Source organism: Mycobacterium sp. SM1, from assembly GCF_018361265.1.
In the GTDB taxonomy this organism is placed as follows: domain Bacteria; phylum Actinomycetota; class Actinomycetes; order Mycobacteriales; family Mycobacteriaceae; genus Mycobacterium.
The window spans coordinates 981,795-995,493 of record NZ_JAFLNH010000001.1; the positions used below are offsets into that span (position 1 = coordinate 981,795).

The 13,699-nt window shown below is 67.5% G+C and carries 13 protein-coding genes and 1 tRNA gene; 11 read left to right on the forward strand and 3 right to left on the reverse strand.

Annotation, left to right across the window (positions count from 1 at the left end):
- The 3 genes from MSM1_RS04565 to MSM1_RS04575 all read left to right on the forward strand — a co-directional run bounded on the left by MSM1_RS04565 (position 1) and on the right by MSM1_RS04575 (position 1,364).
- On the forward strand, positions 1-444 hold the full coding sequence (locus tag MSM1_RS04565) for an alpha/beta hydrolase (protein ID WP_307857281.1): 444 nt from the start codon (positions 1-3) through the stop codon (positions 442-444).
- 172 nt (positions 445-616) lie between these two features.
- Complete coding sequence (locus MSM1_RS21520; protein WP_236054742.1) at positions 617-976, forward strand: hypothetical protein; 360 nt, start codon at positions 617-619, stop codon at positions 974-976.
- A 316-nt stretch (positions 977-1,292) separates the two neighbouring features.
- Positions 1,293-1,364: transfer RNA gene (locus tag MSM1_RS04575), tRNA-Thr, on the forward strand.
- 190 nt (positions 1,365-1,554) lie between these two features.
- Here the strand turns inward: MSM1_RS04575 and MSM1_RS04580 are convergent.
- Together MSM1_RS04580 and MSM1_RS04585 are read right to left on the reverse strand one after the other, a co-directional pair.
- Positions 1,555-2,061: an adenosine-specific kinase gene (locus MSM1_RS04580; RefSeq protein ID WP_213440401.1), complete on the reverse strand. Its 507-nt coding sequence runs from the start codon at positions 2,059-2,061 to the stop codon at positions 1,555-1,557.
- Positions 2,062-2,126: 65 nt separating this feature from the next.
- A complete protein-coding gene (locus MSM1_RS04585; RefSeq protein WP_213440402.1) occupies positions 2,127-2,579 on the reverse strand; it encodes a universal stress protein in 453 nt (150 codons plus the stop codon).
- A gap of 392 nt (positions 2,580-2,971) precedes the next feature.
- On the opposite strand from MSM1_RS04585, the gene MSM1_RS04590 reads away from it, so the two are divergent.
- The 4 genes from MSM1_RS04590 (at position 2,972) to MSM1_RS04605 (ending at position 7,224) form a co-directional block, all read left to right on the forward strand.
- The gene (locus MSM1_RS04590) at positions 2,972-4,411 is read left to right on the forward strand and encodes an LCP family protein (RefSeq protein WP_213441417.1); all 1,440 of its coding nucleotides are present in this window, start codon (positions 2,972-2,974) and stop codon (positions 4,409-4,411) included.
- Between the two features lie 138 nt (positions 4,412-4,549).
- Positions 4,550-5,443, forward strand: a complete 894-nt coding sequence (locus tag MSM1_RS04595; protein ID WP_236054743.1) for an NAD(P)-dependent oxidoreductase — start codon at positions 4,550-4,552, stop codon at positions 5,441-5,443.
- A 132-nt stretch (positions 5,444-5,575) separates the two neighbouring features.
- Positions 5,576-5,740 (forward strand): hypothetical protein, encoded by a 165-nt coding sequence (locus MSM1_RS04600; protein ID WP_213440404.1) that lies wholly within the window; start codon positions 5,576-5,578, stop codon positions 5,738-5,740.
- Complete coding sequence (locus tag MSM1_RS04605; protein ID WP_213440405.1) at positions 5,740-7,224, forward strand: trehalose-6-phosphate synthase; 1,485 nt, start codon at positions 5,740-5,742, stop codon at positions 7,222-7,224. Before MSM1_RS04600 ends, MSM1_RS04605 begins: the two co-directional genes overlap by 1 nt.
- Here the strand turns inward: MSM1_RS04605 and MSM1_RS04610 are convergent.
- A complete protein-coding gene (locus MSM1_RS04610; RefSeq protein ID WP_213441419.1) occupies positions 7,210-8,757 on the reverse strand; it encodes an acetolactate synthase large subunit in 1,548 nt (515 codons plus the stop codon). The two genes, MSM1_RS04605 and MSM1_RS04610, sit on opposite strands and share 15 nt — an antisense overlap.
- A gap of 525 nt (positions 8,758-9,282) precedes the next feature.
- Between MSM1_RS04610 and MSM1_RS04615 the strand changes: the two genes are divergently transcribed.
- From MSM1_RS04615 to pstC, 4 genes are all read left to right on the forward strand, one after another.
- Positions 9,283-10,443, forward strand: a complete 1,161-nt coding sequence (locus tag MSM1_RS04615; RefSeq protein WP_213440406.1) for a pyridoxal phosphate-dependent aminotransferase — start codon at positions 9,283-9,285, stop codon at positions 10,441-10,443.
- A 182-nt stretch (positions 10,444-10,625) separates the two neighbouring features.
- Complete coding sequence (pstB, locus tag MSM1_RS04620) at positions 10,626-11,432, forward strand: phosphate ABC transporter ATP-binding protein PstB (protein WP_213441420.1); 807 nt, start codon at positions 10,626-10,628, stop codon at positions 11,430-11,432.
- Between the two features lie 64 nt (positions 11,433-11,496).
- On the forward strand, positions 11,497-12,621 hold the full coding sequence (gene pstS, locus MSM1_RS04625) for a phosphate ABC transporter substrate-binding protein PstS (RefSeq protein ID WP_213441422.1): 1,125 nt from the start codon (positions 11,497-11,499) through the stop codon (positions 12,619-12,621).
- A 14-nt stretch (positions 12,622-12,635) separates the two neighbouring features.
- Positions 12,636-13,697, forward strand: a complete 1,062-nt coding sequence (pstC, locus tag MSM1_RS04630; protein WP_213440407.1) for a phosphate ABC transporter permease subunit PstC — start codon at positions 12,636-12,638, stop codon at positions 13,695-13,697.
- Positions 13,698-13,699: the final 2 nt, after the last annotated feature.

Here is a 13,699-nt window from a genome sequence, read left to right on the forward strand (position 1 = left end):
GTGCCGCCTCACCGGGCATCGCGTGGCCTACCATCTCGCCCAACCATCGGGCACAGCTACGGCTCCACGGTGGTGGGCGCGGCCGCCTCGGGCGGGCATCACCTGGGCGCCAACAACGTCATCGCGGTGGGCAGCCCGGGCATGCTGGTCGGGCATGCCGGGGATTTGAGCCTGGATTCCGGTGGACAGGTGTATGCGATGCGCGCGCAAAACGACATCATCGGCGTGGCCGGGATCGCCACCGAGTGGACGCTGGGGCCAGAGCCCGACACGCCAGGTTTCGGGGCGATCCGCCTGCAGGCCGACCCGGGACCGGCCGGCCCCCTGGGCGTGCCGTCGGTGGCGGCCCACAGCAGCTACTGGGACCCGGGAAACAAGGCGCTGCTCAATATGGGGGCGATCATCGCGGGCAAACCCCCGCCCTTTGTGATCGGGGGCCGATGAGGCATCCCCTCATGGCGCGCGTCGCCGTCGTCCTGCTGGCGGGGGTGCTGGCCGGGGGGTGCACGCATCCCGGCAGGCTCGGCCCGCCGATCCCGTCTGGGGCAACCATCATATTGGAGGACCAGATATGACGTCGTATCCACCACCGCCGCCGGGCTGGAAGGAGCATCCCGTGATCCCGACTTCCCAGCAGCAAGCCCAAGACACGGGATTGCGATACCTGCAGCAAACCCTTGACATACTGCCTGCAGGCAGCGACTTGGACCGCACGCGATACCGCATCAGGAAGATGACGCGGTATTGCGCAAACGACCCCAGTGGCCCTGATGCGCCAGTGCATGTTGAAGTCTGGCGCGATGTGAACCTACCGGCCGGCACCGACTTCGACGCAATGATCAGCCGCACAGGCCAAATTTGGCAACAGTGGGGGTGGCAGATAATCGAACGGGCGGGCTTCGAGAAGCCGAACCGCTTCGGGTACACCCCAGACGGCTACGTGCTGCATCTTGAGGCCAGGAACGCTGCATCTTGAGGCCAGGAACAAAGCGGGCCCGACCCCGTTTCTCATCGGTTCATCACCGTGCTTTCCCGGCAACCTTCGCCGCGACATTCTTTGGAATCCGCCCGTCATCACGCAAACTGGCACGAGCAGTTAAAGGAATCTCTAGTTCCCAGCAGTCAGCAGCAAGCGCAAGACACGGTAGTTCAGTACCTGCAGAAAACCGTCCATGGGTTGCCGGCCGGCACCGTGCCGGGTGAGCCACCGACCGAGTATGAACACTGGACGCAACTTCAACGGTCCACACCTCAGCCTCGTCATACCGTCTAGGCTGGCACCGGTCAGACCGGCCTCCTTAGCTCAGCGGTAGAGCACTCGCCTTGTAAGCGAGCGGTCGTCAGTTCGATCCTGACAGGAGGCTCAACAACTGCGGACACCGGCCGGCACCAGATCGATAAGCGCCTCGCTCGGCGCACGGCACGCGCCGGCACCTCGTAGGCCAGGCGCGGAGCAGCCCCACCGGCACTTTGCGGGTAAACCGGTGATTTCCCATGGTCCACTGGGGATTTCGTCCAGACCACCGGGATTCGGCCCGGGCACGCCTCGGGCACTCAGAGCTTGTAACCGATGGTGCGCAGCAGGTCGTGGCGTTCGGCCGCGTCCCGATCGCTTTCCACTGCAAGGGGCGTCTCGCCGTCGACAACGGCCGCGATGCCCCGGCCACGCGGCGTCACCGCGACCACGATGTCGACCGGATTCGCGGTGGCGCAGTAGATCGTGCAAACCTCCGGCACCGCCTTGACCGGGTTGAGGATGTTCACCGGGAACCCCGCACGCAAGAAAATCACGAAACAGTGCCCGGCCGCGATGGCCAGCGCATTGCGGGTCGCGAGGTGAACCAGCTCGTCGTCGTTGCCGGTGCGGCGAACCAGCCGCGGCCCGGACGCCTCGCAAAACGCCAGCCCGAACCGCAGGGACGACGCCACCCCAACCATCGCCTCGTGCAGGTCTTCGACCGTTTTGATGAAATGCGCCTGCCCGATGACGACGTTGACGTCGTCCGGCTTCTCGATGGAAACCACATCCCAGGACAGTGTCCCCGTCACCACGCACCCCATGCTGCCACCGGCACGGTGCGGCCGGGCGCACACTCACCTATCTGGCAACGAGCAGCGCCCACCGGTCAGTCGGTGGTGTGAACGATCAGCGCATCGGCCTTGGCCGTGCTGGCGACGCCGGCGGGAACCGAGAAAACCCGCGCGATGAGCGCGGATCGCGCATCCAGGCCCACATTGCCGACCACCAACAGGTCGGCGTGCACCTCTTCGGCGAGATCCACCAGCGCATGCACCGGGGTCTCCTGAATCGGCCGCTCCTCGATGTTTTTCGCCCCGGCCGCCTTGGCCCGGTCACGGGCATCGCGCAGGATCGCGTAAATTGGGGCGTTGCCGCGCACCATGTAGGCCTCGTCTCCGAGGATGTCGGCGGCGCGCAAATCTTCTTTCTGGGGAAGGTACCCCGTCGCAATGATCAGCTTCGCGTCGCACTCGGCGGCAATCTGGCCCGCCCGGTCGACCGCGCGCAGCGACGACTCGGAGCCGTCGGTCCCGACGACCACAGTCTGGTAAGCCTTCATCCACCCTCCCGGCCTCGTCTGCATTGCCCGTTGAAGACACTAGCGCTCCGATGCGGGAGGGCTCGCAAATTCCGCGAACTATAAGCTACCCGTCCGTCCGCGGACCCCAAAAGATCGGCAACGGTGCCGCGCGAACCCAGCGGGCCACGCACCGTGCGCGCCGCGTCGCCCCGGCGCTGTTGGGGTTGGCCGCCGGTGCGGCGGTGGCACGGCGACGCCGACCCGCTGGTGCCGGTGTCCGCCGGTCCGGGCCACAACGTGCGAGGAGCGGGTGCAGCGTTTATGGCACAGTCGAAAGTGTGGCGGAGAAATCGACGCGATCGCGCGGCAGGCATCGCCATCGGGGGGTTGGGCCGGTGGCGCGGGCCCGTCGCGGGCTGGCCCGCGGCGGGATGGCGCTGGTGTCGGTCGCGGCACTGGCGCTGACCGGAGTGGGCTGGTGGGTGGCCCACGGTGCGCTGGGTGGGATCACCGTTTCGCAGGCGCTGGGTTCGGACGCCGCGCATTCCAGCGACGACGCCGTGAACATCTTGCTCATTGGGCTGGATTCGCGAAAGGATCAAAACGGCAACCCCCTGCCCTGGTCGATCTTGAAGCACCTGCATGCGGGGGATTCCGATGCGGGCGGCTACAACACCAACACGTTGATCCTCGTGCACGTGGGGGCCGACGACAAGATGGTCGCCTTCTCGATTCCCCGCGACGACTGGGTGCCCTTCAGCGCGGTGCCGGGATACCACCACATCAAGATCAAAGAGGCGTACGGGCTCACCAAGCAATACGTCGAGCAAAAGCTGCTGGATCAGGGGGTGAGCGACCAGAAGGAACTAGAGACCCGGGGCCGGGAAGCCGGCAGGGCGGCGACAGTACGGGCAGTGCGCAACCTCACCGGCGCTCCGATCGACTATTTCGCGGAGATCAACCTGGCCGGCTTTTATGACCTGGCCCAGAGCTTGGGCGGTGTACAAGTGTGTCTCAAACACGCCGTTTACGACCCATATTCCGGGGCCGACTTCCCGGCGGGCCGGCAGACGCTCGATGCCGCGCAGGCGCTGGCGTTCGTCCGGCAGCGCCAGGGATTGGACAACGGCGACTTGGACCGCACCCACCGCCAGCAGGCCTTCTTGTCCTCGGTCGCGCGGCAACTGCAAGACTCTGGCACCTTCACCGACCTCGGCAAGCTCAAGAGCCTGATGGCGGTGGCGCGCAAAGACGTGGTGCTGTCCGCGGGCTGGGACGAGAGCCTGTTCCGCAGAATGGGTCGGCTCGCAGGCACCAGCGTGGAGTACCGGACGCTGCCCGTGGTCCGCTACGACACCATCGACGGTCAAGACGTCAACATCGTCGACCCGGCCGCGATCAAGGCCGAAGTGGCGGCGGCGTTCGGCATCACGCCGCCCACGACCACCACCGTCGCGGCGCCCCATCCCTCCGCCATCGTTGATGTGGTCAACGCCGGCAGCACCAGCGGCCTCGCCGCCGCAGTGTCGCGCACGCTGAAGAAAAACGGCTACACCACCGGCCAGGTCCGCGACCGCCTCTCCGGCGAACCGGCCGCCACCGCAATCGAATACGGGGTGGGCGCGGACGCCGACGCGCGCACCGTGGCGGCGCTGCTGGGAATCGACGCCCCCGAGCGTCCAGATTCCGCCGTCAAAGCCGGCCTTGTCGTCGTCCTCGTCGATGACGACTACACCCTCCCCGCTCCGGACGGGGCCTCAGCAGCAACGGCGGCTTCCGGCTCCCCGCGCCCACAGCGCCCTGCCACCACCGAGCCCACGCCCGACCGGGGCGCGCCCATCGACGGCGGCGGCGTGCCCTGCGTGAACTAGCCGCTCGACACGATCACGCCGGCGCCCAGCAGAAACGCCGGCGTGCCACCACCAAAGGTGGTGCCACTACCAAAGGTGGTGCCGTCTTGAGCATCAGCCGTGCGGCTCACCGGCCGAAAACACGGCATGGTGGACTCTATGGACATCGGATTTATCGGGCTGGGCAACATGGGCCGCGGCATGGCCGCCAACCTGGTCGCCGCCGGCCATAACGTCACGGTCTATAACCGCACCCCCGGCAAAGCCGACGCCCTGGTCGGGCAGGGCGCCACCCTGGCACGCACCGTAGCCGATGCTTGTGGCGGTGATGCGGTGGTCACCATGCTGGCCGACGACCGGGCCGTGGAGACTGTGACCTTCGGCGAGCACGGCATCCTCGCGTCGCTGGCGCCGGGCGCCACCCATGTCTCGTCGAGCACCATCAGCGTCGCGCTCTCCAAGCGCCTGGCTGCAGCGCACGCCGCGACCGGCCGGCACTACGTCGCTGCACCGGTGTTCGGCCGACCCGAAGCGGCCGCTGCCGCGAAGCTTTTCATCCTCGCTGCGGGTGCCCCGCAGGTCTTGGAAGCGCTGGCCCCGCTGTTCGACGCGATCGGCCAGCGGACCTTCGTGGTCTCCGAGCACCAGCACACCGCCAACCTGGTAAAGCTTTGCGGCAACTTTCTCATCGCCTCGGCCATCGAGTCCCTCGGCGAAACGATAGCCCTGGTCACCAAGGCCGGGGTGGACCCGCTGCAGTTCGTCGACATCCTCACCTCGAGCCTGTTCAGCGCCCCGGCCTACCAAACCTACGGGGAGTTGATCGCGCGCGGGCGGTTCGAACCCGCCGGGTTCGCCGCGGCGCTCGGCCTCAAAGACGTCGAGTTGGCGCTGGCCGCGGCCGAGGAGTTGCGGGTGCCGCTTCCGGTGGCCAGCCTGCTCCGCGACCGGTTCCTGGCGCTGCTGGCCGCCGAACGGGGGCACCTGGACTGGTCGGCGATCGCCGCGCTGGCCGGCCGCGACGCAGGAATGGTCGCCGACCGTTTCGCGTGAGCCGCTGCCCGGCCCGCCGCCGTCAGCACCGCACGGCGATCCGTGGTTGCCCCCGGCCCGCCGCCGTCAGCACCGCACGGCACACGCCTGGCCATGCGCAGTTCGCCCGGAGTTTCGCCTACAGTTAATGTCATGGCCGCTAAATCTGATCCTGGCGATATCGGCGACGTGGAACCGATGACCGACAGCGCGGCACGTCAGGCCCGGCGTGTCGTCGCCGCGTACGCCAACGATGCGGATGAGTGCCGGATCTTCTTGGCGATGCTTGGCATCGGGCCGTCGAAGCTCGAGACGTAATGCCCTCCGGGGATTCCGGCTTCGTGGTGGTCGCCAACCGGCTGCCGATCGATATGGAGCGGCTTCCCGATGGCACCACGACCTGGAAACACAGCCCGGGTGGGCTGGTCACCGCGTTAGAGCCGCTGTTGCGCCGGCGGCGCGGAGCCTGGATCGGCTGGCCGGGCATCATCGACACCGACGTGGACGTCATCGAAGAGCCCCTCGTCGCAGAAGGCCTGCGGCTTCATCCGGTGCGGCTGAGCGCCGAGGACGTCGCCGAGTACTACGAGGGTTTCTCCAACGCCACCCTGTGGCCGCTGTATCACGACGTCATCGTCAAGCCGATCTACCACCGGCAATGGTGGGATCGTTATGTCGACGTCAACCGCCGGTTCGCCGAAGCCGCCGCGCGCGCTGCCGCCCCGGGTGCGACGGTGTGGGTGCAGGACTACCAGCTGCAGCTGGTCCCCAAAATGCTGCGCACGCTGCGGCCCGATGTGACCATCGGTTTCTTTTTGCACATTCCGTTTCCGCCGGTAGAGCTGTTCATGCAGCTGCCGTGGCGGACCGAGATCGTCGAAGGGCTGCTGGGCGCCGATCTGGTGGGCTTTCATCTGGCGGGCGGCGCGCAGAACTTCGTGATCTTGTCCCGGCGCCTCATCGGCGCGGAGACCTCGCGGGGAGCGGTCGGTGTGCGGTCGCGCCTGGGTGAGGTGCAACTCGGATCGCGCACCGTGCGCGTCGGTGCCTTCCCCATCTCGATCGACTCCACCGCGCTTGACCGCAAGGCCCGTGACCGCACCATCCGCCGGCGGGCCCGCGAGATCCGGGCCGAGCTGGGCAATCCCCGCAAGATCATGCTCGGTGTCGACCGGCTCGACTACACCAAAGGCATCGATGTCCGGCTGAAAGCCTTCGCTGAGCTACTCGCCGAGGGTCGCGTGAAACGCGACGACACCGTGCTGGTCCAGCTGGCGACACCGAGCCGGGAACGCGTGGAGAGCTACCAGCTGCTGCGCAGCGATATCGAACGGCAAGTGGGCCACATCAACGGCGAGTACGGTGAGGTCGGCCATCCGGTGGTGCACTACATTCACCGGCCGGTCCCCCGCGATGAGCTCATCGCGTTCTTCGTTGCCAGCGACGTCATGCTGGTGACACCGTTTCGCGACGGGATGAACTTGGTGGCCAAAGAGTATGTCGCCTGCCGCAGCGATCTCGGCGGCGCGCTCGTCCTCAGCGAATTCACCGGGGCCGCAGCCGAACTCAAGCAGGCCTATCTGGTCAACCCGCATGACTTGGAAGGGGTCAAGGACGCGATCGAGGCGGCGCTTAACCAAACCGCCCAGGCGGGCCGGCACCGCATGCGCGCGCTGCGTCGCCAGGTGCTCACCCATGACGTGGATCGCTGGGCGCGATCTTTTCTTGATGCGCTCGCCGACGCGCATCCGCCGGGCCCGAGCGGCCGGCCGCGCAGCGCGGCGGCGTTACCCGAACAGTGAGGGCACTGCCGCGTCGATGAGATGCGGCCCGGGTTCGGCGATGGCCGCGCGCAGGGCCTCGGCAAACCCCTCGGCGGTAGTCACGCGGCGCCCCGGCACTCCCAGGCCCTCGGAAATCTTGACGAAATCCATTGCGGGATGGGTCAAGTCAAGCATTTCCCGGGCCTTTGGTCCCGGCGTGCCCTCCGCCCCCACACGCTGCAACTCGAGCCGCAGGATGTCATAGGACCCGTTGTTGAAGATGACGGTGGTGATGTCGAGGTGCTCCCGTGCCTGCGTCCACAGCCCGGAGATGGTGTACATCGCCGACCCGTCGGACTCCAGGCACAGCACCGGGCGATCAGGCGCGGCGATCGCCGCGCCGATCGCCGCCGGGATGCCGTAGCCGATGGCCCCGCCGGTCAAGGTCAACCAGTCATGGGCCGGGGCTCCCGCGGTGGCGTGCGCCAACCGCCGGCCTGAGGTGTTGGACTCGTCGACGATGATCGCCCGTTCCGGCAGCAGCGCGCCGATGACGTCGGCCGCCGATTCGGCCGTCAGGCTGCCCGTGGGCAGCTGGGGACGCGACGGCGCGGCAAGCGGCGCCCCGGTTCCCGGCGCTATCTCCTCGGCGAGGGTGACCAGCGCCTGGGCCGCCCCGGCGTGCTCGGCGAGCACATGAACCTCACAACCCTGCGGAACCAGGTCACTCGGCTTTCCCGGGTAGGCGAAAAACGACACCGGCGACTTGGCGCCGGCCAGCACGAGGTGCTTGGCGCCCGCAAGTTGCACCGCGACGTCCTCGCTGAAGTAGGCGAGCCGGCCGACCGTGGGGATGCCGGCGCCGCGCTGCAGCACCGTCGGGAAGGTCTCGCAGTACCAGCGCGTTCCGGTGGCCGCGGCGATGCGGGCGGCCGCGGTCAACCCGGGCTCGCGGGTGGCATCCCCACCCACCAAGATCACCGTCGGTTCGCCCGATCGCAGCGCCTTGGCCGCGCGGTCCGTCTCGGCAACCGGCGTCGGCCGCGCGGACACCACCGCGTTCGCGGTCTGTGCGGGCTCGGACCAGGACACGTCCGCGGGGAGGATCAGCGTCGAAATCACGTGGCCGGCCCGGCTCGCGGCGACGGCCGCAGCGGCGTCGGACGCTACCTCGGCGACGTCCCCGCTGCGGCGCATCCAGCCCGAGACACTGCCCGCCAGCGCGTCGATGTCGGATTCCAGTGGGGCGTCATACTTCTTGTGATAGGTGGCGTGGTCGCCGACAATCACCACCATCGGAACTCGGGCACGACGGGCGTTGTGCAGGTTGGCAAGGCCGTTGCCCAGCCCGGGACCCAGGTGCAACAGCACCGCTGCCGGCCGCTCGGCGATGCGGGCATAGCCGTCGGCCGCGCCGGTGGCGACGCCTTCGAATAACGCCAGCACCCCGCGCATGCGCGGGACGGCGTCCAGCGCCGCCACGAAGTGCATCTCCGAGGTGCCGGGGTTGGCAAAGCATACCTCGACCCCGGCGTCGACCAGCGTGTTGATCAGCGCCCGGGCACCGTTCATGTGCCCATTCATGTGTCCACCTTCCGCTCCCCACGCCGATGATCTGATCGGCGTTCCTGTGCTGATGGCCGCGGGTGTGCTCGGCGGACCCGGGCCCGTCGAGCCTGCCGGGGGCGCCTACCGGGCGCACGAATATCACAAAATCGGTTGGCGCACAATAGAATCCTCCAAGACGTGGCGTCGGTCACGCAAAACCGCTGTGCCGGATGCGTGCGTACGTCGACCGTCATCAGCCTCGACTGTAGCCGGTGGGGGTGTCACGGATGCCGTCCAGGCCGCGCGGCGACACCCAGGCGCCCTTGCCCGTGCCGGTGCCTGCACGGCGTTTTGTAAGGTGGCTTCCGGGGCCATCCCCAGGCGCAAGGGCATCGCGATCCCCCGGGAGCGGACAGGCATGGGTATTTCCATCCCGCTGGCAAGCCTGATGGCGATCCTGGTGCTCATGCCGCACCTAACCAGTGCCCAACCGCCCGGACCGCCACGAGAGCAGCCGAAAACGACTGGCATCCGAGGGGTTCTGACCACGTGAATGACCACGTCGCGCTGCGCGCCGGCATCCCCCCGTTCTACGTCATGGACGTGTGGCTGGCGGCAGCCGAACGCCAACGCACCCATGGGGATCTGGTGAACCTGTCCGCGGGCCAGCCCAGCGCGGGAGCCCCCGAACCGGTGCGAGCCGCCGCAGCGGCCGCTTTGCATCTCAACCAACTGCGTTACACGGTGGCGGTAGGCATTCCCGAGCTGCGCGAAGCGATCGCCGCGTCCTACCGGGTTCGATACGGGCTACAGGTCGGCGCGGACGAGGTGGTGGTGACGACGGGTTCGTCGGGCGGCTTCCTGCTCACGTTTCTGGCCTGTTTCGACGCCGGGGACCGAGTCGCGGTTACCAGGCCCGGATACCCTTGTTACCGCAACATTCTCACGGCGCTCGGGTGCGAGGTCGTCGAAATCGAATGCGGGCCACAGACCCGATTCCAGCCCACCGTGAGAATGCTCGCCGAACTTGACCCGCCGGTGCAGGGCCTGGTGGTGGCCAGCCCCGCCAATCCGACCGGGACCGTCATTGCACCCGCCGACCTCGCGGCTATCGCGTCTTGGTGCGAGGCGTCGCAGGTAAGACTGATCAGCGACGAGATCTACCACGGGCTGGTCTACAACGGCGCGCCGAACACCAGCTGCGCCTGGCAGGCATCGCGAAAAGCCGTGGTGATCAACAGTTTTTCCAAATACTACGCGATGACAGGGTGGCGTTTGGGCTGGCTGCTGGTGCCGCCGGAATTGCGCCGCGCGGTGGACTGCCTCGCCGGCAACTTCACCATCTGCCCGCCCGTGCTCTCCCAGTACGCCGCCATCGCGGCGTTCACGCCCCAAGCCGTCGCCGAGACCGACGGGCACCTGCGCCAATACGCGCTCAACCGCGAGCTGCTGCTCGACGGCCTGCGCGGCCTCGGCATCGACCGGCTGGCACCCACCGACGGCGCGTTCTACGTGTACGCCGATGTCTCGGACTTGACCACAGATTCAATGGCATTCTGTTCGAAGTTATTGGCCGACACCGGCGTTGCGATCGCGCCCGGCATCGACTTCGACACCGCACATGGCAGCTCATTTGTCCGGTTGTCCTTTGCCGGTCCGACAAGCGATATCGAGGAAGCGCTGCGCCGCATGGCATCCTGGCTCAGCTAGGCGCGGTGGCACGCTTTGCCCGGCGTCCAACGCACATGCTATTCGCGTATCCGTCTCGTCTTGGTCACCCGGTGTTTACCCGAAGTCCCTAGCGTTAGCCCGCGAGCGGCTGGCGGGGTAGTTGCCCACCCCCCATTGGCAGATCAGTAGGACGTGGGGCTATTAGGGAGTAGCAGATGCTGATGGATTCTGAGCGGCTCGACGCCCGCGCGGGTGCCGCCGATGCCGGGGTCGCTGCGGGGGTCATGCAGGCGGTGAGCCTCACCCTGGGTTTTGGCGCGAAAACGGTGCTGGATCAGGTGAGCCTGGATTTTCCGGCGCACGCGGTGACGGCGTTGCTGGGGCCCACCGGGTCGGGCAAGACGACGTTTTTGCGGACCCTAAACCGGATGAATGACAAGGTTTCGGGGTATCGCCGCCGCGGTGATGTGTTGCTGGGTGGGCGCAGCATCTATGGTGAGCAGCACGACCCGATGGAGCTGCGCCGGCGGGTGGGGATGCTGTTTCAGCGCCCCAACCCGTTTCCGATGTCGATCCTTGACAATGTGGTCGCCGGGGTGCGTGCGCACAAGATGGCGGCGCGCAAGGAATTCGCGCTGATCGCCGAGGATCGCCTGCGCGAGGTCGGGTTGTGGGAGGCGGTCAAGGATCGGTTGGGGGATTCCCCGTTTCGGCTTTCCGGGGGCCAGCAGCAGCTGCTGTGTTTGGCCCGGGCGCTGGCGGTCAACCCCGAGGTGCTGCTGCTTGATGAGCCCACCTCGTCGCTGGATCCGACCGCGACCGAAAAGATCGAAGAGTTGATCCGGTCGCTCACCGGGCGGCTCAGTGTGATCATCGTGACCCACAACTTGGCGCAGGCCTCCCGCATCGCCGATCGCACGGCGTTTTTCTTTGACGGCAGGCTCATCGAGGAAGGGCCCACCGAGCAGGTGTTTCTCTCACCCAAGCGGGAGGAGACCATCCGCTATGTCTCCGGGCGTTTCGGCTGACCCCCAACCGCGTGCCGGCGGTGTCGAGGCCACCAGGTGTGGCGGATAAGAAAGGTAAGCAATGGTGAACATTCGTTTGCGCGCGATGCTGGCGGTCTCGGCCGCGGCTTCGCTGGTTGTGGCCGCGGCCTGCGGGTCGAAGCCGGCCAACCCGCCGTCGGCCCCCGCGGCCGCCCCCGCCGGCAAGATCGCCACCACACCGGCGACCTCGCCGGTGGCGTTATCGGAAACCGGTAGCACACTGCTCTATCCGCTCTTCGCCCTGTGGGCTCCGGCTTATCACCAGAAGTATCCGAACGTCACGATCACCCCGCAGACTACCGGTTCGGGCACCGGGATCGCCCAGGCTCTTGCCGGGGCGGTCAACATCGGCGCCTCCGATGCCTACCTGTCGGAAAGCGACATGGCCGAGCACAAGGGGCTGATGAACATCCCGTTGACCATTTCGGCCCAGCAGATCAACTACAACCTGCCCGGCGTCACCGAGCACCTCAAGCTCAACGGCAAGGTGCTGGCCGCCATGTATGAGGGCAGCATCAAAGCCTGGAACGACCCGCAGATCACCGCGCTTAACCCGGGGGTGAACCTGCCGGCCACTCCGGTGATTCCGCTGCACCGCTCCGACGGCTCCGGTGACACCTTCATCTTCACCCAGTACCTGTCCAAGCAGGATCCCGACGGCTGGGGGAAGTCACCGGGTTTCGGCACCACCGTCGCCTTCCCCGCGATCCCGAGCGCGCTGGGCGAAGACGGCAACGGCGGCATGGTGACCGGCTGCGCCAACACCCCCGGCTGTGTGGCCTACATCGGCATCAGCTTCCTGGACCAGACCAACCAGAAGGGGCTAGGTGAGGCCCAGTTGGGCAACGCCTCCGGGAAGTATCTGCTTCCCGACGCCAAAAGCATTCAGGCCGAGGCCGCCGGCTTTGTCTCGCAAACCCCGGAGAACGAGGCAATCTCGCTGATCAACGGGCCCGCCCCCGACGGGTACCCGATCGTCAACTACGAGTACGCCATCGTCAACAGCAAGCAAAAAGATGCCGCCACCGCCCAGACGCTGCAGGCGTTTCTGCACTGGGCGTTGACCGACGGGAACAGCCCCGCGTTTTTGGACCGGGTGCATTTTCAGCCGCTGCCGGCCCCGGTGGTGAAGCTGTCTGACGCCCAGATCGCCAAGATCACCGGCTAAAGGGGGCGCGTGCGATGGCCCATCACCTAACCGCCGATGCGGTGGCCGACGCGGCTGCGCTGGCGGGCCGGGCTCGTGGGGTGCGCCGCGGTGGGGTGCTGCTGCGGTGGGCCGGTGGGCTAGGCGCGGTGGTCCCGCTTTTGGCGCTGGTGTTTGTGCTGGCGACGCTGCTCATCGAGGCGCTGCCGGCGATCCGGGTCAACGGGCTGCATTTTTTCACCGCCACCGCCTGGGATCCGGGCAACACCTACGGCAACACCGAAGTCACCCACGGGGTGGCCCACCCGGTGGGCGCCTACTACGGGGCGCTGCCGCTGATCGTGGGCACCCTGGCGACCTCGGCGATCGCCTTGATCATCGCGGTGCCGGTGTCGATCGGGGCGGCGCTGGTGATCGTGGAGCGCCTCCCCAAACGGCTGGCCGGCGCGGTGGGCATGACCCTGGAGCTGCTGGCCGGCATCCCCAGCGTGATCGTCGGGCTGTGGGGGGCGATGACCTTCGGGCCGGTGATCGCCCACCACATCGCCCCGCTGATCGCGCGCCACACCCCCGACGTGCCGGTGCTGAACTACTTTCGCGGCGACACCGGAAACGGGGAGGGCCTGCTGGTCTCGGGTCTGGTGCTAGCGGTGATGGTCATTCCCATCATCGCCAGCACCAGCCGGGACCTGATCCGCCAGGTGCCGCTGCTGCCCCGCGAGGGCGCCATCGCGCTGGGCATGTCCGAGTGGGAGTGCGCCCGGCGGGTCACCCTGCCCTGGGTGTCCAGCGGCATCATCGGCGCGGTGGTGCTCGGGCTCGGGCGGGCCCTGGGGGAGACCATGGCGGTGGCCATGGTCTCCGGCGCGGTGCTGGGCACCCTGCCCACCAACATCTATGCCACCATGACCACCATCGCCGCCACCGTGGTCTCCCAACTGGACTCCGCGCTGACCGACTCCACCAACTTCGCGGTGAAAACCCTCGCCGAAGTCAGCCTGGTGCTCATGGTGATCACCCTGCTGACCAACGTCGCCGCCCGCGCGCTGGTGCGCCGGGCGTCGGGCACCGCCCTGCCCGTGGGACGAGGAATCTAACA

Bases quoted from the DNA above. Each gene is read 5' to 3' on its own strand.
- MSM1_RS04595 (WP_236054743.1), top strand. From the start codon at position 4,550: ATGGACATCGGATTTATCGGGCTGGGCAACATGGGCCGCGGCATGGCC.
- MSM1_RS04585 (WP_213440402.1), bottom strand. From the start codon at position 2,579: ATGAAGGCTTACCAGACTGTGGTCGTCGGGACCGACGGCTCCGAGTCG.
- MSM1_RS04605 (WP_213440405.1), top strand. From the start codon at position 5,740: ATGCCCTCCGGGGATTCCGGCTTCGTGGTGGTCGCCAACCGGCTGCCG.
- MSM1_RS04600 (WP_213440404.1), top strand. From the start codon at position 5,576: ATGGCCGCTAAATCTGATCCTGGCGATATCGGCGACGTGGAACCGATG.
- MSM1_RS04580 (WP_213440401.1), bottom strand. From the start codon at position 2,061: ATGGGGTGCGTGGTGACGGGGACACTGTCCTGGGATGTGGTTTCCATC.
- pstC (WP_213440407.1), top strand. From the start codon at position 12,636: ATGGCCCATCACCTAACCGCCGATGCGGTGGCCGACGCGGCTGCGCTG.
- MSM1_RS04590 (WP_213441417.1), top strand. From the start codon at position 2,972: ATGGCGCTGGTGTCGGTCGCGGCACTGGCGCTGACCGGAGTGGGCTGG.
- MSM1_RS04610 (WP_213441419.1), bottom strand. From the start codon at position 8,757: ATGAACGGTGCCCGGGCGCTGATCAACACGCTGGTCGACGCCGGGGTC.
- pstB (WP_213441420.1), top strand. From the start codon at position 10,626: ATGGATTCTGAGCGGCTCGACGCCCGCGCGGGTGCCGCCGATGCCGGG.